The sequence below is a fragment of the Klebsiella sp. GW_Kp182 genome (assembly GCF_040062275.1).
GTDB lineage: Bacteria > Pseudomonadota > Gammaproteobacteria > Enterobacterales > Enterobacteriaceae > Klebsiella > Klebsiella michiganensis.
This window is the reverse complement of the sequence record NZ_JBEAFQ010000004.1, coordinates 209,926-229,133: the sequence shown is the minus strand read 5'-3', so window position 1 is coordinate 229,133 and position 19,208 is coordinate 209,926. Positions and strand designations below refer to the sequence as shown.

The following is a 19,208-nucleotide window of genomic DNA, read 5'->3' as shown; positions in this document are numbered from 1 at the left end:
ACTCGAACCAACGACCCCCACCATGTCAAGGTGGTGCTCTAACCAACTGAGCTATAAACGCATTATGGTGCGTTCAATTGGACTCGAACCAACGACCCCCACCATGTCAAGGTGGTGCTCTAACCAACTGAGCTATGAACGCAATGTTGCAGTGGCAACGGGGACGCATATTAGCGGGAGGGAGGGGTTGTGGCAAGAGGCAAACGTCACTTTTCTTCCAGATTTCTCACGATCGCAGAAGTTTTATCCATATTGGTTATATTTTACTGATGCAAAAGAATATTTCTTCACCAGCTTGAGAAAACGGCGCTGAATCAGCGCCGTTGGATAGCGACTTCTCTTCCGTGACGGGCTAGCGCGCCGCGCGTTGTAAAATGACGCTGGAGGGCTGACGCTGCAGGAAACGCATGCGCAGCATCATCATTACGGCGGCGGAGGTGAGGCCAATAATAAAGCCGCACCAGAACCCGGCGGGGCCCATGCGCGGTACCACGATATCGGTCAGCGCCAGCAGGTAGCCGCTCGGCAGTCCCAATACCCAGTAGGCGGTAAAGGTGATAAAGAAGATGGAACGCGTGTCTTTGTAGCCGCGCAGAATCCCGCTGCCGATCACCTGAATGGAGTCGGAAATCTGGTAGATCGCCGCCAGCAGCATCAGCTGGGACGCGAGGGTAACCACCTCGGGATTATCGTTATACAGCAGCGCGATTTGCTTGCGCATCAGAATGGTGAAAACCGCCGTGAAAACGGCCATGCACACCCCGACGCCGACGCCGGTTCTGGCTGAGGTCTGGGCCTCCAGCGTGGAACCCTGCCCGAGACGGAAACCGACGCGAATGGTCACCGCTGCCGCCAGCGAGAGCGGTAAGACGAACATCAGCGAGCTGAAGTTGAGGGCTATCTGATGCCCGGCGACGTCAACGATCCCCAACGGCGAAACCAGCAGCGCCACGACGGCGAAGAGCGTCACTTCGAAAAACAGCGCGAGCGCAATCGGCAGGCCCAGCTGTACCAGACGCTGAATGACGGCGAAATCCGGTTTGCTGAAGCGCCCTGTGTGATGAATATCGCGCATCGAACGCGCGCGGCGCACCCAGAAGAGCATGCTGAAAAACATAACCCAGTAAACCGATGCCGTCGCCACGCCGCAGCCGATACCGCCGAGCTCCGGCATACCAAAGTGGCCGTAGATAAAAACGTAGTTCACCGGAATGTTGACCAGCAGACCGATAAATCCCATTACCATACCCGGCTTGGTTTTCGCCAGTCCTTCACACTGGTTGCGAGCGACCTGAAAGAACAGATAGCCGGGCGCGCCCCACAGCAGCGCCCGCAGGTAGCCGACCGCTTTCTCTGCCATCGCCGGGTCGATGTTATGCATTGAGCTGATAATGTAACCGGCGTTCCACAGCACGACCATCACCAGCAGGGAGACGAAGCCAGCCAGCCAGAACCCCTGGCGTACCTGGTGAGCAATACGCTCGCGACGGCCGGAACCATTCAGTTGGGCAATAACAGGCGTCAGGGCCAGCAGCAGGCCGTGGCCAAAGAGGATCGCCGGTAGCCAGATAGAGGTGCCGATGGCGACGGCCGCCATGTCGGTGGCGCTATAGCCACCCGCCATCACGGTATCGACGAAGCCCATGGCGGTTTGCGCCACCTGGGCGAGTATAACGGGTATAGCCAGTGCTAATAACTGACGCGCTTCAATAAAATACTTCTGCACGTAAACACCTTTATATTGTTGTTATTGGAGGACTAAAAAAGCCGCCATATGTGGCAGCAAGAAGAAAAGCAGAGGGATTTGCCAGACTATTGTAGCGAGGATTAGCCATTTAGCCAGTGAAAAAATTCCACTGCACGTTGTGCGCTGGCAACCTGTTTTGCCACCTGTTATTGTTCGTCATAGCCTAAAACGGTACTGATACCGTCACGAATTTATACAGGAGCAAAATATGTTTACCGGTATTGTGCAGGGGACCGCCAAAGTGGTGGCGATCGATGAAAAACCTAACTTTCGCACCCACATCGTGGAGCTGCCTGAGCATATGCTGGCGGGGCTCGAAACCGGGGCTTCCGTGGCGCACAACGGCTGCTGCTTGACCGTCACCCATATAGACGGCGCGCGAGTGAGTTTTGACCTGATGAAAGAGACCCTGCGTATAACTAATCTGGGCGAGGTTGGCGAGGGCGACAGCGTTAACGTTGAGCGCGCGGCGAAATTCAGCGATGAAATTGGCGGTCACCTGATGTCCGGCCATATTATGACCACCGCGGAAGTAGTGAAAATTCTCACCTCGGAAAATAACCGCCAGATCTGGTTTAAGGTTCAGGACCCGACGTTGATGAAATATATCCTCTATAAAGGCTATATCGGCGTAGATGGGATTAGCCTCACCGTCGGTGAAGTGACGCCAACCCGCTTTTGCGTTCATTTAATTCCGGAAACGCTGCAGCGCACCACGCTTGGGGTGAAAAAGCTGGGCGATCGGGTGAATATTGAAATCGATCCGCAGACTCAGGCGGTCATCGATACCGTCGAGCGCGTGCTGGCGGCGAAAGAGGCGGCACTGAAAACGGCGGCCGAGTAAAAAATACCCCCGCCGATGCGGGGGATATTTTTAGCGGGCCACGCGCAGGCCGTGTTCGGCCCCGCGAGAAAAAACCACCTGCCAGAGCTGAATATCGCGCGCGCGGAAAGCGCCAGCGCAGGCATTCAGATAATAGCTAAACATACGTTTGAAGCGTTCCGAGTAGTTGTCGGCGATTTCCGGCCAGCTGGCGAGGAAGCGCTCATACCAGGCCATCAGCGTCGTGTCGTAGTCGGCACCAAAATTATGCCAGTCTTCCATAACGAAATGCGATTCGCTGGCTTCGGCAATATGGCGCACCGACGGCAGGCAGCCGTTAGGGAAGATATATTTGTTAATCCACGGGTCAACGCTATGATCGGTTTTTTTCGAACCGATGGTATGCAGCAGGAAACGACCGTCGGGTTTCAGATTACGATCGACCACATCAAAATAGGTGGCGTAATTTTTAGGCCCGACATGTTCGAACATGCCGACGGAAACAATACGATCGAAGCTTTCGTGCAGGTCGCGATAGTCCTGGAGCAGAATGGTGACGTCGAGGTCCGCGCAGCGCTGCTGCGCCATTTTCTGCTGCTCTGCCGAGATGGTCACGCCAACCACGCTGACCTGGTAATGTTTGGCCATGTAGTAAGCCAGCCCGCCCCAGCCGCAGCCGATATCCAGCACCCGCATCCCTGGCTCAAGCTCAAGTTTACGGCAGATCAGATCTAATTTTGCCTGCTGCGCGTCATCGAGAGTCTGCGCGTCTTTCCAGTAAGCGCAAGAGTACTGCATATAAGGGTCAAGCATGCGGCTGAAGAGATCGTTACCTAAATCGTAATGCTCTTTACCGACAATCCAGGATCGTTTTTTACTTTGCAGATTGAATAAGCGTGCGCTGGCGATACGCAAGGTATCTTTGAAATGATGGGGAAGCTGATTTTCCAGACCAGCGCGTAAAACTTTATGGAAAAATATATCCAGCCGCTCACAATCCCACCAGCCGTCCATATAGCTCTCGCCTAACCCCAGCGACCCTTCCTGTAAAACGCGCTTAAAAAAGAGAGGGTTTTTAATTCGCAGGTCGGAGGGAGCAGGACCATTAATTTCAATGCCCGCACGGCCTAATAATTCAGCTGCAATTCGGTACCAGTCATCATTTGGTACACTTACTTCTTCTATACACGATGAACTCATAGCTTCTCCATCACGCCCAAGTGATCAGAACCTTAAAACAGCGTAGACGCTTTTTTGGCTTTGTGAGAAATCTCACGGATAATCCGTGAGGCTGCTATCCGACGTAGAACAGAGGAAGGGAGGTAACCCTTGCCGAAAGGCCTTCCATGGTGAAACGGGATGCATCCTGCTCCCGTTAAAATCAATTAGTTTTCTATTTATGTGACGCCGGATCCAGTATAGGCCGCTAAAAACAGGCTTTCAACAAAAATATCTTAGCAAGCTAATTACTGGATCTTATCACTATCAGTACATTACCTTAAGCATGTGACGATTTTGTTGCCAGATGCGCGGCTTTGTGCTGCATGCGGTAGCCCATCCCGGCCAGCACGATGGAGACCAGCATCACGCTGGTGGTCGTTTGCAGCGGGGTGGCAATCAGCGTCGAGACCAGCAGGCTGGTAAGGAAACAGAGGCCAAGCTGCAGGGTGTTTTGCAGCGCAGCGGCGCGGCCGGTCGCCTGCGGGAATGGCTTCAGGGCCTGCGCGACGACGATAGGGTAAATACCGCCATTTACCACCGCCATGGCGCAGAACGGAATCATCAGACCAACGAGCGTGGCGTTTTCCCGCAGGCCTACCAGCCAGGTGGCGGCGACGCTGAGGGCGAAAATAGCCAGCAGCCAGGGCAGAATTTGCTGGCCCTGCCATTTTTGCAGCGCCGCGCGGCAGCCATAACCGCCCACCAGAAACGCGATAGTTTGCGGAACGTAGCTCAGGCCGATAACGGTCGGGCCATAGCCCATTTCATGAAGAATAAACGGCGACCCCGTCAGCCAGGCAAAAAAGCTGGCGGAACAGGCGGCGTAGATGAGCACGTTACCGCTATACTCGCGCGAGCGCAGCAGGGTGAGAAACGTGAGCTTCTGCTGGGCGCTGGCAACCGGTTTGTTCGCTGGCTTCAGGCGCAGGGCGGGCAACATCAGCAGCAGGGTAATCGCGAACAGCACGGCAAAAATAGCCTGCCATTCAAAATGGACCAGCAGCCAGCTGCCGAGCAGCGGCGCCAGCGCCGGCGATAAACCGACCAGCGGCATAATGGCGGCGAAAATCCGGTTGGTTCTTTGCGCTGGATAATAATCGGTGACCATCGCCTGCCAGGTCACCGCGGCGGCGCAAACCCCCAGGGCCTGAATAAATCGCAGCGCGAGCATCAGGTTGGCATCGCGAACCCACAGCATCCCCAGACAGCCGATAGCAAAAATGGCCAGCCCGCTCAACAGCACCGGCTTGCGGCCATAGCGATCGGAAAGGGGCCCCCAGAAAAGCTGGCCCAGCGCAAAGCCTGCCAGGAACAGGCTCAGGCTGGCGCTGACGGAGGCCGCAGAAGTGTTCAAATCTTGTTGCATGGCGGCGAAAGCCGGAAGATACATATCGGTCGCCAGAAAGCCCAGTACGCTGAGTCCAGCCAGCCAGACTAAAAATCCTTTCCCAGGTTGTTGCATCATCTTCTCTTTTTATTGTTGCAGGTACGATGGCGCAGAGTGTAGGGAGTGCATTAAGGCTTGTGAAACGCTAATATTTGTCAGGTGAATTCAAAAATTTTGCAGGCAGAAAATGTGGTCCGAATACTCGCTTGAAGTTGTCGATGCTGTCGCCCGTAACGGCAGCTTTAGCGCCGCAGCGCAGGAACTGCACCGCGTACCCTCGGCCGTCAGCTATACCGTGCGTCAGCTGGAGGAGTGGCTGGCGGTACCGCTGTTCGAACGCCGTCATCGTGATGTGGAATTAACGCCGGCCGGCGTCTGGTTTTTACAGGAGGGGCGCTCTGTTATCAAAAAAATGCAGATCACCCGCCAGCAGTGCCAGCAGATAGCCAACGGCTGGCGCGGGCAGCTCTCTATTGCGGTGGATAATATCGTTAAACCCACGCGCATGCGGCAGATGATCGTTGATTTCTATCGTCATTTTGATGACGTCGAACTGATTGTTTTTCAGGAGGTGTTCAACGGCGTCTGGGATGCGCTCGCCGACGGTCGCGTGGAGCTGGCCATCGGCGCGACGCGCTCAATTCCGGTAGGGGGCCGCTACGCCTTTCGCGATATGGGAATGCTGAGCTGGGACTGCGTCGTCGCGAGCCACCATCCGCTGGCCAAAATGGCCGGGCCTCTGAGCGATGACGTCCTGCGCAACTGGCCGTCGCTGGTCAGGGAGGATACCTCGCGCTCGCTGCCGAAGCGGACCACCTGGCTGCTGGATAACCAGAAGAGGGTGGTGGTGCCGGACTGGGATGCCTCAGAAACCTGTCTCTCCGCCGGACTGTGCGTCGGTATGGTACCCGGGCATTTAGCGCGCCCGTGGCTTGATAGCGGCGCATGGACGGCGCTGGAGCTGGAGAACCCCTTCCCGGACGCCGCATGCTGCCTGACGTGGCAGCAAAGCGATGCCTCGCCGGCGCTGCTATGGCTGCTGGATTACCTTGGCGATAGCGAAACGCTAAACCGGGAGTGGCTGCGGGCGCCGGAATGACCGACGCCGCGGGAAAGGTTAACGGCGATAATCAACAAACGGGCCATCGGCCACGGAACGGCGCTCGACCAGGCGAGGGTGGACTTCAATCGACTGCGAGATTTCACGCTTATTAACGATGCGGTCCAGCAGCATGTTAAACGCCGCTTCGCCAAGAGAGTCTTTAGGCTGATGAATGGTGGTCAGCGCCGGGCTAAAGTAGCGGGCGTTGCGCACGTTATCATAACCGATCAGCGAAATATCCTGCGGCACGCGCAGACCCATTTCATCCGCCGCGCAGATGGCGCCCATCGCCATAATATCCCCGCCGCAGAAGATGGCCGTTGGGCGAGGATGCTGGCCGAGAATCTGCTGCATGGCGCGGTAGCCGGATTCCGGCTCAAAATCGCCCTGCACAATCCAGTTTTCCGGAACGCTAATCTGCGCCTCTTCCATCGCTTTCATAAAACCTGCCAGCCGGCCTGCGCCGGTGTTACGCTCCAGCGGGCCGGGGATCACGCCGATATCGCGATGCCCGCGTTCAATAAGGTAGCGCCCGGCGATATAGCCTCCTTCAAAGGCGTTATCGACAACCGAGTCGGTGAAGTCGGCTTTTGCCTCGCCCCAGTCCATTACTACCATCGGAATATGACGATACTCTTCCAGCATGCTTAACACCGACTCCGGATACTCGGAGCACATCACCAGCAGGCCGTCTACGCGTTTCTGCGCCATCATTGACAGATAGGCGCGCTGTTTCTCAGGGTCGTTCCACGCGTTGCCGAGGATCAGGGTGTAGCCCTTCTGGAAGCAGCTCTTCTCGACGGCTTCGATAATCTCAGCGAAATAGGCCGCTTCGCTGCTGGTTGCCAGCAGACCAATAGATTTGGTGTGATTGACCTTCAGGCTGCGGGCAACGGCGCTGGGGGAGTAATGCAGTTCTTTTATTGCCGCCCACACCGCATTGCGCGTCTCTTCCGCAACGAATCGGGTTTTGTTAATCACATGTGACACTGTTGTAGTGGAAACGTTTGCGCGCTTCGCTACATCTTTAATAGTTGCCATTACTTCTCACTCCAGACCTTGACCTGATCGTCTGTTTATCGGTACGTAAACGTTTGCCTGTACACACCCTGGCGCCAAAATTGAGCATGGCATCACGTCGGGAAAACGACACAGAACGACAGGAAGGGGTCAATGGCCGATACGCTTTCAAATTAGCGTGGGATTTTGTCCGATCTTGGGGCAAAGGGGAAGAGCAAAAATGTGCATCACTCTAAATCTCGGAAGATTTTTACGCTATTCTGTGTAAAAATGAGCAAGCTCACTTTTCATGTGGGGATAATCAGGGGGAAAAATTGATGGATACAAATTTAAAGTTTTCGCTGACGACGACGATTATTGTTCTTGGTTTGATTGTTGCCGCAGGTTTGACTGCAGTACTGCACTAATTATGCGATAAGGGAGGGGCCGCTCTCCCTTTCTCTCCGCCATTATTATCATTTTCGCAAAAATCTTTTGCCATTTCGTTCACTTTTGTTTTTCTGTGATTGATGTCATGCTTTTGACTTCTGATGAGATGCCGTCGCGGAAGGCGGCCTGATGGAGTCCCTGCATGAAAATCAATTTTCCCCTGCTCGCGCTGGCGATCGGTGCCTTTGGTATCGGCACAACCGAGTTCTCCCCGATGGGGCTATTACCGGTTATCGCTAAAGGCGTGGACGTTTCGATTCCGGCGGCGGGAATGCTGATTAGCGCCTATGCCATCGGCGTGATGGTCGGCGCGCCGCTGATGACTCTGCTGCTCTCCCACCGCGCGCGCAGAAATGCGCTGATCTTTCTGATGGCGATTTTTACCCTCGGTAACGTACTCTCTTCCATTGCTCCGGATTACACCACGCTGCTGCTGTCGCGCATTATTACCAGCCTTAACCACGGCGCCTTCTTCGGCCTGGGTTCGGTGGTGGCGGCGAGCGTTGTGCCAAAACACAAACAGGCCAGCGCCGTGGCGACGATGTTTATGGGGCTGACGATCGCGAATATCGGCGGCGTTCCCGCGGCGACCTGGCTGGGCGAAACCATCGGCTGGCGGATGTCGTTTCTTGCCACGGCGGGGCTGGGCGTGATTGCGATTATCGGTCTGTGGTTTTCTCTACCGAAGGGCAGCGCCGGCGAGCGCCCTGACGTCAAGCAGGAGCTTTCCGTGCTGATGCGTCCGCAGGTGCTGTCGGCGCTGCTGACGACGGTACTGGGGGCAGGGGCGATGTTCACGCTTTATACCTATATTTCTCCCGTTTTGCATACCATCACCCACGCCTCTCCGCTGTTTGTGACCGCCATGCTGGTGCTGATTGGCGTCGGCTTCTCGCTGGGTAACTACCTTGGCGGTAAGTTTGCCGACCGTTCCGTTAGCGGGACGCTGAAGGGCTTTCTGCTGCTGCTGATGGTTATCATGCTGGCGATCCCGCTGCTGGCGCAATCGCAGGTGGGCGCGGCAATCAGTATGGTGGTCTGGGGCGCGGCGACCTTTGCGGTGGTGCCGCCTTTGCAGATGCGCGTGATGCGCGTCGCCCACGAAGCGCCGGGGCTGTCATCATCGGTCAATATTGGGGCTTTTAACCTCGGAAACGCGCTGGGCGCGGCGGCGGGCGGCGCGGTGATCTCTGGCGGCCTGGGCTATGCCTTTGTCCCGGCGATGGGGGCGATTATCGCAGGCGTGGCGCTACTGCTGGTGCTGTTCAGCGGCCGGGCGCAGCCGGAAGAGGCGTTCGCCAACCGTTAATATTGCGTGAAGTCATACAATAACCGCAGAAGCTGCAAGGCTTCTGCGGTTTGCTTTTATGCAGCCAGATTAGCAGCAACAAACTTCCAGTTTACCAGCGCCCAGAAGTGCTCCAGATAGTTCGGACGGGCGTTACGGTAGTCGATGTAATAAGCGTGTTCCCAGACATCCACGGTCAGCAGCGGAGTTGCGTCGCTGGTCAGCGGCGTACCGGCGTTGCTGGTGGAGACAATAGCCAGGCTACCGTCGGCGTTTTTCACCAGCCAGGTCCAGCCTGCGCCGAAGTTTTTTACCGCTGCGTCGGTGAATTTGGCTTTGAAATCAGCGAAGCTGCCGAAGGACTTAGCAATAGCCGCCGCCAGTTCGCCTTGCGGTTCGCCGCCGGCGTTCGGCGCGAGGCAGTTCCAGTAGAAGGTGTGGTTCCAGACCTGAGCTGCGTTGTTAAAAACGCCGCCATCGGAAGAGCGCACGATCTCTTCCAGGGTTTTGCCTTCAAACGGGGTGCCTTTGATTAGGTTATTCAGGTTGGTGACGTAGGCCTGGTGGTGTTTACCGTAGTGGTATTCCAGGGTTTCTGCGGAAATGTGCGGCGCCAGGGCGTCTTTTGCATATGGTAATGCAGGTAATTCGAACGACATTGCTACTCTCCTTTTTATAGTTTGCCTGCGTAATAACCATGTATTACGCAGGGTAATAATAGTAGCAAATTAAAAGATGTGGCAAAAGAGAGAGTTACCCTGCCGCCGCAGCGACAAGGCACAATTAGCGAATGGTTTTCGGCGTCATGACGCGACGCGCGCCAACGTAGTGGCGTACCCAGTAATCGTCGCTTAATGAGGTGATCTGAATATCGCGGCCGGTACGCGGAGACTGGATAAATTTGCCGTTGCCAACGTAAACCCCGACGTGATCGGCAGTGCCGCGCCCGCGGGTGCGGAAGAAGACGAGATCCCCGCTTTGCAGCTCGCCGCGATCCACCGGACGGGCGTCGCGCAGGTGATACATCTCATTGGCGGTGCGCGGAATGTGAATTTTAACCAGGTCCTTATAGGCGTAATAGACCAGACCGCTACAATCAAACCCGGTACGCGGAGAGGTGCCGCCCCAGCGATAGGGTTTGCCAATCTGATCCATCAGCTTGGACATGGCGGTGCTTTGCGCCTTTTGTACCCGAGCTTTATGCGCGTCGGCGATGGTCAGCTGCGGCTCGTCGGCAACCGGTTTGCAGCGGGTTTTATAGCCTTTACGCACCGCGCACTTTTTCTGCACGCTTGCGGTTGCCAGCTTGCTTTCCGCTATCGACCTTGTCGAGCTGGCGCACAGTTTTTTATAGCCTTTGCGCAGAACGCATTTTTTTGTGGCGCTGGCAGTCTGGCGTGACGCGGTTGATTTGCTGCGGCTGGCGGTCGACGTTTTCTTGCTGGGGGTTTTGGCGGTGGTTTTACTTTTAGAACTGGCTGCTTTTTTCTTACGCTCTGCGGTCGTGCCCTTGGCCGGATGCGCTTTTGGCGTGGCCGAAGCGTGCGTATGCCCGGAAGCATGCGCCAGCGGCGTAAGTGAAATAGATGTGAAAAGTAATGCACAGAGCGAAATCGCGATTTTGTTAAGACGCGCCACTGAGCAATCCCCTGATTAAATTACAGACATATACAGATGCCTGACGATGAATGACAAACCGCATCGATTCTAAAGCATAAAATCGTGGAGAGTTACTACTCTTTTGTATCTAACGTCTCGTTTGGTTAACATTTGCAAAAAAATGCTTCCGTCAGCGGTACCCGCGCGTGAAAAACGCGCAACGCGTTGCCGCGTATAGCAATAAAATGATATTTTTAAGGCAACTTATGCCGACAGAAGATAAAATGTGGCAAGTGAAAAAAATGTTATTATCGGTCCTGCGCCCAGGGCGCTACAATGACAAATTACTGCCGTAAAGAAGTTTAAGGAAGCACGACAATGAGCACGACTTTAGAAAAAATCCAACGTCAAATCGCTGAAAACCCGATCCTGCTGTACATGAAAGGGTCGCCGAAGCTGCCAAGCTGCGGTTTCTCCGCTCAGGCCGTTCAGGCGCTCTCCGCCTGTGGCGAACGTTTTGCCTACGTCGATATCCTGCAAAATCCGGACATCCGCGCAGAGCTGCCGAAATACGCTAACTGGCCGACCTTCCCGCAGCTGTGGGTTGACGGTGAACTGGTCGGCGGCTGTGACATCGTGATTGAAATGTATCAGCGCGGCGAACTGCAGCAGTTGATCAAAGAAACGGCCGCGAAGTACAAGACTGACGAACCGAAAGCAGAGTAATTCGGCTGCCAATAAAAAAGCGACTTCCGGTGAAGTCGCTTTTTTTATCGCTTACTCTTCGGCCATGGGTAATGGCCAGCCGCCAAGGCGCTTCCAGCGGTTGACGATTTCGCAGAACAGTTGGGCGGTTTGCTGGGTATCGTAAAGCGCCGAGTGTGCCTGGGTACCATCAAATGCCATTCCCGCGGCAATGCAGGCTTTCGACAGCACCGTTTGACCCAGCGCCAGGCCGCTCAGAGCCGCGGTATCGAAGGTCACGAACGGATGAAAGGGGTTACGTTTCAGGCCAGCCCGCTCTGCCGCCGCCATGGTAAAGCTGTGATCGAAGGTGGCGTTATGCGCGACCATAATCGCGCGGCTGCAGTCGCTCTCTTTCATTCCCTTGCGGACCATTTTAAAAATCGCGTGCAGCGCATCGTATTCGCTCACCGCGCCGCGCTCGGGATCGTTAGGGTTAATACCGTTAAAAGCCAGCGCTTCGGGCTGCAGGTTGGCGCCTTCAAAAGGCTCAACATGAAAATGCAGCGTTTCGTCCGGCATCAGCCAGCCTTCCTCATCCATTTTCAACGTAATAGCGGCGATCTCCAGCAGGGCGTCGGTTTTGGCATTAAACCCGGCGGTTTCAACATCGATTACCACAGGATAAAAACCGCGAAAACGGTCGCACAGACCATTAAGTTGAACGTTCTCGGACATCAGATTCTCTTAGCTGGAAAAAAGTAGCGCGCATTATGGCAAATTTTGCCGCGGCTTGCAGCAGGAAGGGGATAAAACAGCAGGCACCGCGGGTGCCCGCAGCCGATTAGTTGCCGAGGCCTTTTCCGGCGTCTTTCTCTTCAATCAGTTCAATTTTATAGCCATCCGGATCTTCGACGAAGGCGATGACGGTGGTGCCGCCTTTGACCGGGCCGGCTTCACGGGTCACGTTGCCGCCGTTCTGGCGGATACGCTCGCAGGCTTCGGCCGCGTTTTCAACGCTGAGCGCGATATGGCCATAAGCGCTGCCGAGATCGTACTTATCAACGCCCCAGTTATAGGTCAGCTCAATCACGGCGGTATCGCTCTCTTCGCCGTAACCCACGAATGCCAGCGAGTATTTATACTCAGTGTTTTCGCTGGTGCGCAGCAGTTTCATGCCCAGCACGTTGGTGTAAAACTCAATAGAACGTTGCAGGTCGCCAACGCGCAGCATGGTGTGAAGTAAGCGCATAATGTCCCCTATGCAGTTTATTTTGATACATCAGAGCGTTGAGTATAGCGGCGATAACCCGCCGCTATCAATGGAGGGATTACAGGGTAGGGTAATCGGTATAACCTTCCGCGCCGCCGCCGTAGAAGCTTTCCGGACGCTGCGGATTCAGCGCGGCCTTCTTCTGCAGGCGCGCGACCAGATCCGGGTTGGCAATATAGTCGCGACCGAAGGCCACGGCATCGATCAGGCCTTTACCGATCAGATCGTTTGCCTTTTCCACCGTGTAGGCGCCAGCGCCGATAATAGCGCCCGGGAAGCGGTCGCGGACTTTCTGACGGAATTCATCGCTGTACGGTTGGCCGCCAGCCCAGTCCGGCTCGGACATATGCAGGTAAGCAATACCGCGTTTGGCCAGCGCTTCGATGAGATAGAGCGCGTCGGCTTCTTCATTCGGGCCATTATCGACGTTCTGGAAGCTGCCGATAGGCGAGACGCGAATCCCGATACGGTCGGCGCTCCACTCTTTACTCGCCGCATCAACCACTTCCAGCACCAGGCGAGCGCGATTTTCCACGCTGCCGCCGTACTGGTCAGTACGATGGTTGGAAGAAGGGGAAAGGAACTGGTGCAGCAGGTAGCCGTGCGCGGAGTGCAGTTCGACAAGGTCAAAGCCGGCATCGCGGGCGTTGCCTACCGCCTGGCGGAAATCATCAACGATCCCCGGGATCTCGGCGGTTTCGAGCGCGCGCGGCATCGAGGTGTCTACGCGAATAGCGTGGCCGTTTTCATCACGCAGCGAGGTACGGGTGCCCGCGCTAATGGCCGATGGCGCAACCGGCGCGGCGCCACCCGGCTGGATGCTGCTGTGCGAAATGCGCCCGGTGTGCCACAGCTGAACGGCAATACGCCCGTTTTCCGCGTGTACGCCGGCGGTAATTTTTTTCCATGCGGCAATCTGCTCCGGGCTGTGCAGGCCCGGTGCGCCCGCGTAGCCTTTAGCCTGAGCGGAGATCTGGGTGGCTTCGGAAATAATCAGGCCGGAGCTGGCGCGCTGGCGATAGTATTCGCCCATCAGCGGGGTAGGAATATCGCCCGGTTCAATGCTGCGCAGACGCGTCAGCGGAGCCATAAACACGCGATTCGGTACGGTTACCGCACCCACTTTCAACGGGGTAAACAACTTTGATTCTGACATAATGACTCCTGAGTAGACCGGTCGTCTTGAAACGGGGTAAATAAAAACGCCTGTTAAACGGCAGGCGCAGCAATAATACGTTTGGCGTGGGCAAGGGCGCTTTCCAGCGGCGTTGCGCTACGCGTAATTTTAGCCTGCAGATTCGCCCCCAGCCACAGGGAGTAAAGCACCTGCGAAAGCGTTAAGGCGTCGCCCTCAAACGCAAGGCTGCCCTCCTGACGGCCTTTCTCCAGCGCATCGCCGAGGAGAACGATGATCTGGCTGGCGCCTTTATCCATCGCGGTGCGCATATCTTCCGACAGATCGCAGACCTCTGCCGACAGCTTCACCGTCAGACAGCCGCTGATGATGCCCTGCTGGCAAAACTGCGTCAGCGTATGCTGATAGTAGGCCAGGAGGCGGTCGCGATAGTTCCCCTCGCCGTGGTCAAAATGATCGACCAGGCGCTGAAGATATCCGGCGTAGTGATGGTCGAGCAGCGCAACGCCAAAGGCTTCTTTAGAGCGAAAATAGTGATAGAAAGAGCCTTTCGGCACCTCCGCTGTTTTCAGCAGTTCGCTCAGACCCATACCGGTAAACCCCCGATGCATGCAGAGCTGCTCGCCGGTGGCCAGGATATGTTCGCGGGTGTTACATTCACTGTGCTTGTTCATGGCGCTCACTGTAATAGACCGATTGGTCTAATGCAAGTCATAATTAAAAATGCCGCCTGGCGCAGAGGCTGATGAACAAAATTTGCGTACGGCGGATGAAACGTCTTCAATAAAGAAAGAGATGAGCGGCAGGAGAGGCGAAGTGGCTGAACAACTGGAATTCTTCCCGGTACAGAGTCCGTGCCGGGGGATTTGTCAGTCTGATGAACGCGGCTACTGTCGGGGGTGTATGCGTAGCCGCGACGAGCGTTTCAACTGGCAGAAAATGAGCGATGCGCAAAAGCAGGATGTTTTGCGTCTGTGCCGTCAGCGGCTACTGCGCAAATTACGCGCAGCTAAGCAGGATAGTGCGGAAGAACCGCAGCAACCCTCACTGTTTTAAGCCTAAAATTGCGTATACTCAGGGCACTTTTTTATTGAGGAAGCTGTTATGGTTCAGCGTATTGCTATGGCTCCGCAGGGGCCGGAATTCTCTCGTTTTGTGATGGGCTACTGGCGTCTGATGGACTGGAATATGTCCGCTCAGGCGCTGGTGGGCTTTGTTGAGCAACACCTGGATCTGGGCATTACCACCATCGATCATGCCGATATTTACGGTGACTATCGCTGCGAGGCTGCGTTTGGCGAAGCGCTAAAGCTGGCGCCGCATCTGCGCAGCAGGATGGAAATTGTCACCAAGTGCGGGATTGCCACGAAAGCGCGGGCGGAAAACACCATCGGCCACTATATTACCGACCGCGACCATATTGTTCTCAGCGCGGAGCAGTCGCTGCGTAACCTTGCCACCGACCATATTGACCTGCTGCTGATTCATCGTCCGGACCCGCTGATGGATGCGGATGAAGTGGCGGAAGCCTTCCTGGCCCTTCACCATAGCGGCAAGGTTCGTCACTTCGGCGTATCGAACTTTACCCCCGCCCAGTTTACCCTGCTGCAGTCGCGCCTGCCGTTTACCCTGGCGACCAACCAGGTGGAAATTTCTCCGGTTCATCAGCCGCTGCTGCTTGACGGTACGCTGGATCAGCTTCAGCAACTGCGTATTCGCCCGATGGCATGGTCCTGCCTCGGCGGCGGTCGTTTGTTTAACGACGACAGCTTCCAGCCGCTGCGCGATGAGCTGGCGCGCGTTGCTCAGGAGCTGAATGCGGAGAGCATTGAGCAGGTGGTGTATGCCTGGATCCTGCGCCTGCCGTCGCAGCCGTTGCCGATTATTGGCTCAGGGAAAATGGAGCGCGTGCGTTCCGCGGTGGTGGCCGAAAAGCTGAAGATGTCCCGCCAGCAGTGGTTCCGTATCCGCAAAGCGGCGTTAGGCTACGACGTTCCGTAAACCCCATCACCTCCGCAATGGCCTACACTTAGTAGCGACAGAGCCATTAAGGAGGTGTTATGCAACGATGTATTCTCGCCATACTTACCCTGGCCGCGTGCGCAGGCGCGCAGGCGGCCAGTGAAAGCGTCGATATCAATCTTGTCACCAGCCAGAGCGTCGGTCAGGCTATCGGTAGCGTTAAAATCAGCGAAACCGCGAAAGGCCTGGAATTTACGCCAGACCTGAAGGCGCTGCCTCCCGGCGAGCACGGCTTCCATATCCACGCCAACGGCAGCTGCCAGCCCGCGATTAAAGAGGGTAAAGCCGTCGCCGCTGGCGCGGCAGGCGGGCACTACGATCCGCAAAAAACCGGTAAGCATGAAGGTCCCGACGGCGCCGGTCACCTCGGCGATCTGCCGTTCCTGGTGGTCAATAACGATGGTAAAGCAACCCAGCCGGTGGTCGCGCCACGCTTAAAAACGCTGGATGAGGTTAAAGGGAAGGCGCTGATGATTCACGTGGGGGGCGACAATATGTCCGATAGCCCGCAGCCCCTTGGCGGCGGCGGCGAGCGGTTCGCCTGCGGCGTGATTAAGTAGTTCTTTCCGTTAAGGAGCCGGCAATGGGCGCCTGTTCCAGCTGCGACAGCGCGCACCACAGTCGCCAGATAACCGCCGCCAGCTCTTTGGCTGCCGGCTGGTGGTGGTGATTAAGCGCGTCGCAGATGCGCTGCAGCTCCTGCAGCGTCGAGGCGAGTGGCCGCTGCTGTACCCCGCGCTCGCTCATCACATCCCGCAGCAGGCTGATGCATAAATCGCGCACCTGCGATAGCGGGTCGGAACGGGTTTCCCACTCGCGAAGCTGCCACACCACGTGGGAACAGTTGAGCAAAACCACGCCCCAGCGCAGCAGCCAGCGGCGCGCCAGCGCATCCTGGCTATTGCTGAGCTGGCTGATGTGGTGATAAACCAGCGATTCAAATTCATGCTCGCTATGCTGCGGGCGGCGGCTTAGCTGGTCGACAAAGTGACGCCGTAACGCACGGATATGACGGCGGCTTTTACGCGCGTCTGAACCCGGGCTGATGATGGCGAACGCCAGCCAGGCAAGGCCGACGCCGATGATTTTGCCCAGATTATCGTTAAGAAACGATGCGTAGTCGTAGACCGGCGGGTTGGTCACCGAAATAAACGACCCCATAAATACAATCAGCTGCCCCCACAGTCCGGCGAGCTTAGGCATCTGGAGTTTCAGCAGCTGCATGGTGGTCAGCAGGGGAAACAGAAACAGCAGGAACTGCCATAAATCGGTTATCTGCACCATCAGGCCAAACTTCACCACAAAGCTAAAGAGTGAAAGCAGGATCAGGGTACGCATCAGCAGCGTTAGTGACTTAAACGGCGAAGGAGAGACCGAATAGAGCACGCAGCAGATCGCCGCCAGGGTCAGAGCTGCGGCGCAGGCCTGCCATTGGGTGCTAATTCCCCAGGCGCCGACCATCACCAGCGCGCAAAAAGTGCGTACGCCGTTCCATAAGGCTTCGGCCTGATCGGTATGGCGAGCCAGCGCTGGCGCGGAAGGTACGTTAAATTCGGTTATCGCGCTGGCGTTTTCGATGCGCCTGAGCCAGCGGCTGCTCTCCAGATAGAGACGACAGAAGTAGCGCAGACGCTTCCAGAAGGCGATATGCCGGTAGTCAGCGTCCGCGGGGGGCGCCAGCGGAGCGATGATGCGGGCAACGCTCAGGGCGTCGGCGTTGGCATGAGATAACTCGTTGAGCAACGACTCCAGTATCTCGCGGGTGCGGGCGGGCGCGGTGGGCCAGTTGAGCAGCATTCGCCGCAGGCTCGAAATCACGCTGGTCATTCGCAGCTGTTGATGCAGCAGGTAGTTCAGCAGCGGGTTTTGCCGACGAAAGCGATAGTGGCTCCAGAAGGCCTGAATGCGCAGCAGATTCATGGTCAGGATTTGCCCGATCACGCTCTCGTGCGCGGTGCGAATGGCATCGGTCGTTTCCGGCACCCACAGCAGGCTGGCGTGTTCCAGCAGGCGCGCATGCATGTTTTTCAGCGCCGTCAGCAGCGTAGCGCCATCGGAGGTGCTCGGTAAGATCATCATCATCAGCCCGCCGCACAAAATACCGACGATGACTTCGCAGACGCGCGACTGGGCGATGGTCCACAGTTCGTTCGCGTCGGTGATATTGATAACCGGGAACGCGATAATCGCGCAGGTATAGCCCGCAAGCTGGAAAGCGTAGGCGACGTTATTGGTAAACATCGCGCAGGCCCACGTGCAGAGGGCTATCCACGCCGAAATGCTGAACAGAAACAGCCACGGATCGTTGAGCGTATGCCCGGCCAGCAGCAGCGCCGCGCAGGCGCCGAGCAGGCTGCCGGCAATACGCCCGAAGCTTTTGCTGATCACCCCGCCGACGGTGGGAAAACTGACCACCGCGGCGGAGGTCATCGCCCAGTAGGGTTCGTCAAGATTCAGCCAGTAGGCGACGCTCAGCGCCAGGCACATGGCAATCCCGTTACGCAAGGCATAGCGCCACTGCGGACGGCTGGCCTTAATCCACGGGAGCGAGCGCCACGTCAGAGCCTGCAGCTTCATTATTGCGCGCCGATGGCTACGGTGCAGGTGGTACCGGAGACCAGGATGGTATCCGGCGGCAAATGATCAAACTCAATACGCACCGGCACGCGCTGGGCAAGTCGGACCCACGGAATATTCGGTTTAATGTTCGCCACCAGATCGCCGCCGCTCTCCACGCTCTGGTCGACGATGGCGCGTCCGATGCTGCTCACGTGACCCTGTAACTTCTGCTTGCTGCTATAAAGAATGATCTGCGCGCTGTCGCCGGGACGGATATTGCGCAGTTTCGTTTCTTCAAAATAACCCACCACGTAGAAGGAGCGGCTGTCCACGAGGGCGAAAACCGGGTGGCCAACGGCGGCGTAGTCGCCAACCCGGGTTGAGAGATTGGTGACCCAGCCGTCAACCGGCGCTTTTATTTCCGTCTGCGTGAGCTGCCATTGGGCGTGATCGAGGGTTGCCTGCGCCACGCCAACCACGGCCTTAGCGGCTTCGAGGTTGGTCGTGGCGGTATTCAGCGCGGTGTTGGCGTTTTCTAAATCTTCTGCCGAGATAAAGTTCTGTGAAAGATGACGCCGACGGCTGGCATCGCTGGCGGCTTTTTTCTGTTCTGCCTGCGCGCGGGCGACTTCCGCTTTGGCTTTAGCAAGCTGCGCCCGGGCGTTGAGCAGGGCGATTTTATAAGGCGTGTCATCGATTCTGAACAGCACGTCTCCCGCTTTAACCAGCTGGTTGTCGCGCACGTTGAGCTGCAGGATGCTGCCGGAAACCTGGGGCGTGACGCCAACCTGCTCGGCGCGGACCTTGCCGTCGCGGGTCCACGGGGATTGCGTGTAGTAATTCCAGACCAGCCAGGCGGCAATAATAGCCAGCGCGGCGACCAGCAGCGTGGATAAGTATTTTAGTTTCTTCATGTAAT

General features: G+C 56.5%; 20 protein-coding genes and 1 tRNA gene. 8 read left to right on the top strand and 13 right to left on the bottom strand.

Annotated elements, in window-relative coordinates:
- Positions 1–65: 65 nt before the first annotated feature.
- Both ABLU88_RS06675 and mdtK read right to left on the bottom strand, forming a co-directional pair.
- A tRNA-Val gene (locus ABLU88_RS06675) sits at positions 66–142 on the bottom strand.
- A gap of 210 nt (positions 143–352) precedes the next feature.
- Entirely contained in the window at positions 353–1,726 is a 1,374-nt protein-coding gene (gene mdtK, locus ABLU88_RS06670) for an MdtK family multidrug efflux MATE transporter (protein WP_348836237.1), read from the bottom strand.
- 229 nt (positions 1,727–1,955) lie between these two features.
- Here mdtK and ABLU88_RS06665 point away from each other — a divergent pair, with 229 nt between their 5' ends.
- Entirely contained in the window at positions 1,956–2,591 is a 636-nt protein-coding gene (locus tag ABLU88_RS06665) for a riboflavin synthase (protein ID WP_025105841.1), read from the top strand.
- Positions 2,592–2,621: 30 nt separating this feature from the next.
- Here the strand turns inward: ABLU88_RS06665 and cfa are convergent, their stop codons facing one another.
- Positions 2,622–3,770 (bottom strand): cyclopropane fatty acyl phospholipid synthase, encoded by a 1,149-nt coding sequence (gene cfa, locus ABLU88_RS06660; RefSeq protein ID WP_014838673.1) that lies wholly within the window; start codon positions 3,768–3,770, stop codon positions 2,622–2,624.
- 298 nt (positions 3,771–4,068) lie between these two features.
- On the bottom strand, positions 4,069–5,253 hold the full coding sequence (punC, locus tag ABLU88_RS06655) for a purine nucleoside transporter PunC (protein ID WP_025105838.1): 1,185 nt from the start codon (positions 5,251–5,253) through the stop codon (positions 4,069–4,071).
- Positions 5,254–5,365: 112 nt separating this feature from the next.
- Here punC and punR point away from each other — a divergent pair, with 112 nt between their 5' ends.
- Positions 5,366–6,277: a DNA-binding transcriptional activator PunR gene (gene punR, locus ABLU88_RS06650; protein ID WP_004851483.1), complete on the top strand. Its 912-nt coding sequence runs from the start codon at positions 5,366–5,368 to the stop codon at positions 6,275–6,277.
- Between the two features lie 18 nt (positions 6,278–6,295).
- On the opposite strand, the gene purR is transcribed toward punR, so the two are convergent.
- Entirely contained in the window at positions 6,296–7,321 is a 1,026-nt protein-coding gene (gene purR / locus ABLU88_RS06645) for an HTH-type transcriptional repressor PurR (protein WP_004851481.1), read from the bottom strand.
- Between the two features lie 296 nt (positions 7,322–7,617).
- On the opposite strand from purR, the gene ABLU88_RS06640 reads away from it, so the two are divergent.
- A complete protein-coding gene (locus ABLU88_RS06640; RefSeq protein WP_049082851.1) occupies positions 7,618–7,707 on the top strand; it encodes a YnhF family membrane protein in 90 nt (29 codons plus the stop codon).
- Between the two features lie 164 nt (positions 7,708–7,871).
- Positions 7,872–9,038 carry an MFS transporter gene (locus tag ABLU88_RS06635; protein WP_116280968.1) on the top strand — a complete coding sequence of 389 codons (1,167 nt, stop codon included), beginning with the start codon at positions 7,872–7,874 and terminating at the stop codon, positions 9,036–9,038.
- Positions 9,039–9,094: 56 nt separating this feature from the next.
- Here the strand turns inward: ABLU88_RS06635 and sodB are convergent, their stop codons facing one another.
- Both sodB and ABLU88_RS06625 read right to left on the bottom strand, forming a co-directional pair.
- The gene (gene sodB, locus ABLU88_RS06630; protein ID WP_004851476.1) at positions 9,095–9,676 is read right to left on the bottom strand and encodes a superoxide dismutase [Fe]; all 582 of its coding nucleotides are present in this window, start codon (positions 9,674–9,676) and stop codon (positions 9,095–9,097) included.
- Positions 9,677–9,800: 124 nt separating this feature from the next.
- Positions 9,801–10,655: a C40 family peptidase gene (locus ABLU88_RS06625; protein WP_049082853.1), complete on the bottom strand. Its 855-nt coding sequence runs from the start codon at positions 10,653–10,655 to the stop codon at positions 9,801–9,803.
- Between the two features lie 339 nt (positions 10,656–10,994).
- Between ABLU88_RS06625 and grxD the strand changes: the two genes are divergently transcribed.
- Positions 10,995–11,342 (top strand): monothiol glutaredoxin 4, encoded by a 348-nt coding sequence (grxD, locus tag ABLU88_RS06620; protein WP_004102692.1) that lies wholly within the window; start codon positions 10,995–10,997, stop codon positions 11,340–11,342.
- A gap of 51 nt (positions 11,343–11,393) precedes the next feature.
- Here grxD and rnt read toward each other — a convergent pair whose 3' ends face one another.
- The 4 genes from rnt to ABLU88_RS06600 form a co-directional block, all read right to left on the bottom strand.
- Positions 11,394–12,038 carry a ribonuclease T gene (gene rnt / locus ABLU88_RS06615; protein ID WP_004851472.1) on the bottom strand — a complete coding sequence of 215 codons (645 nt, stop codon included), beginning with the start codon at positions 12,036–12,038 and terminating at the stop codon, positions 11,394–11,396.
- Between the two features lie 106 nt (positions 12,039–12,144).
- Positions 12,145–12,552, bottom strand: coding sequence for a lactoylglutathione lyase (gloA, locus tag ABLU88_RS06610; protein WP_004119471.1), 408 nt, complete (start codon positions 12,550–12,552; stop codon positions 12,145–12,147).
- A gap of 79 nt (positions 12,553–12,631) precedes the next feature.
- Positions 12,632–13,729: an alkene reductase gene (locus tag ABLU88_RS06605; RefSeq protein ID WP_004851469.1), complete on the bottom strand. Its 1,098-nt coding sequence runs from the start codon at positions 13,727–13,729 to the stop codon at positions 12,632–12,634.
- 53 nt (positions 13,730–13,782) lie between these two features.
- Positions 13,783–14,382 carry a TetR/AcrR family transcriptional regulator gene (locus ABLU88_RS06600; protein ID WP_025105836.1) on the bottom strand — a complete coding sequence of 200 codons (600 nt, stop codon included), beginning with the start codon at positions 14,380–14,382 and terminating at the stop codon, positions 13,783–13,785.
- Between the two features lie 121 nt (positions 14,383–14,503).
- On the opposite strand from ABLU88_RS06600, the gene ABLU88_RS06595 reads away from it, so the two are divergent.
- From ABLU88_RS06595 to sodC, 3 genes are read left to right on the top strand one after another with little or no spacing between them, the layout of a single operon-like run.
- The gene (locus tag ABLU88_RS06595; protein ID WP_162140793.1) at positions 14,504–14,764 is read left to right on the top strand and encodes a DUF1289 domain-containing protein; all 261 of its coding nucleotides are present in this window, start codon (positions 14,504–14,506) and stop codon (positions 14,762–14,764) included.
- A 48-nt stretch (positions 14,765–14,812) separates the two neighbouring features.
- Positions 14,813–15,709 (top strand): aldo/keto reductase family oxidoreductase, encoded by an 897-nt coding sequence (locus ABLU88_RS06590; RefSeq protein WP_032748921.1) that lies wholly within the window; start codon positions 14,813–14,815, stop codon positions 15,707–15,709.
- A gap of 59 nt (positions 15,710–15,768) precedes the next feature.
- Positions 15,769–16,290 carry a superoxide dismutase [Cu-Zn] SodC gene (sodC, locus tag ABLU88_RS06585; RefSeq protein ID WP_004119475.1) on the top strand — a complete coding sequence of 174 codons (522 nt, stop codon included), beginning with the start codon at positions 15,769–15,771 and terminating at the stop codon, positions 16,288–16,290.
- On the opposite strand, the gene ABLU88_RS06580 is transcribed toward sodC, so the two are convergent.
- Together ABLU88_RS06580 and ABLU88_RS06575 are read right to left on the bottom strand one after the other, a co-directional pair.
- Complete coding sequence (locus ABLU88_RS06580; protein ID WP_348836236.1) at positions 16,283–18,307, bottom strand: FUSC family protein; 2,025 nt, start codon at positions 18,305–18,307, stop codon at positions 16,283–16,285. The genes sodC and ABLU88_RS06580 overlap by 8 nt on opposite strands.
- Positions 18,307–19,203, bottom strand: coding sequence for an HlyD family secretion protein (locus ABLU88_RS06575; RefSeq protein WP_014229597.1), 897 nt, complete (start codon positions 19,201–19,203; stop codon positions 18,307–18,309). Before ABLU88_RS06575 ends, ABLU88_RS06580 begins: the two co-directional genes overlap by 1 nt.
- Positions 19,204–19,208: the final 5 nt, after the last annotated feature.

Excerpts from the sequence above, each read along its gene's own strand:
- ABLU88_RS06600 (WP_025105836.1), bottom strand. The coding sequence starts at position 14,382 with ATGAACAAGCACAGTGAATGTAACACCCGCGAACATATCCTGGCCACC.
- ABLU88_RS06595 (WP_162140793.1), top strand. The coding sequence starts at position 14,504 with ATGAGCGGCAGGAGAGGCGAAGTGGCTGAACAACTGGAATTCTTCCCG.
- grxD (WP_004102692.1), top strand. The coding sequence starts at position 10,995 with ATGAGCACGACTTTAGAAAAAATCCAACGTCAAATCGCTGAAAACCCG.
- ABLU88_RS06605 (WP_004851469.1), bottom strand. The coding sequence starts at position 13,729 with ATGTCAGAATCAAAGTTGTTTACCCCGTTGAAAGTGGGTGCGGTAACC.
- punR (WP_004851483.1), top strand. The coding sequence starts at position 5,366 with ATGTGGTCCGAATACTCGCTTGAAGTTGTCGATGCTGTCGCCCGTAAC.
- punC (WP_025105838.1), bottom strand. The coding sequence starts at position 5,253 with ATGCAACAACCTGGGAAAGGATTTTTAGTCTGGCTGGCTGGACTCAGC.
- ABLU88_RS06580 (WP_348836236.1), bottom strand. The coding sequence starts at position 18,307 with ATGAAGCTGCAGGCTCTGACGTGGCGCTCGCTCCCGTGGATTAAGGCC.
- sodC (WP_004119475.1), top strand. The coding sequence starts at position 15,769 with ATGCAACGATGTATTCTCGCCATACTTACCCTGGCCGCGTGCGCAGGC.
- sodB (WP_004851476.1), bottom strand. The coding sequence starts at position 9,676 with ATGTCGTTCGAATTACCTGCATTACCATATGCAAAAGACGCCCTGGCG.
- gloA (WP_004119471.1), bottom strand. The coding sequence starts at position 12,552 with ATGCGCTTACTTCACACCATGCTGCGCGTTGGCGACCTGCAACGTTCT.
- purR (WP_004851481.1), bottom strand. The coding sequence starts at position 7,321 with ATGGCAACTATTAAAGATGTAGCGAAGCGCGCAAACGTTTCCACTACA.
- ABLU88_RS06640 (WP_049082851.1), top strand. The coding sequence starts at position 7,618 with ATGGATACAAATTTAAAGTTTTCGCTGACGACGACGATTATTGTTCTT.
- ABLU88_RS06590 (WP_032748921.1), top strand. The coding sequence starts at position 14,813 with ATGGTTCAGCGTATTGCTATGGCTCCGCAGGGGCCGGAATTCTCTCGT.
- ABLU88_RS06665 (WP_025105841.1), top strand. The coding sequence starts at position 1,956 with ATGTTTACCGGTATTGTGCAGGGGACCGCCAAAGTGGTGGCGATCGAT.
- cfa (WP_014838673.1), bottom strand. The coding sequence starts at position 3,770 with ATGAGTTCATCGTGTATAGAAGAAGTAAGTGTACCAAATGATGACTGG.
- ABLU88_RS06575 (WP_014229597.1), bottom strand. The coding sequence starts at position 19,203 with ATGAAGAAACTAAAATACTTATCCACGCTGCTGGTCGCCGCGCTGGCT.
- ABLU88_RS06635 (WP_116280968.1), top strand. The coding sequence starts at position 7,872 with ATGAAAATCAATTTTCCCCTGCTCGCGCTGGCGATCGGTGCCTTTGGT.
- rnt (WP_004851472.1), bottom strand. The coding sequence starts at position 12,038 with ATGTCCGAGAACGTTCAACTTAATGGTCTGTGCGACCGTTTTCGCGGT.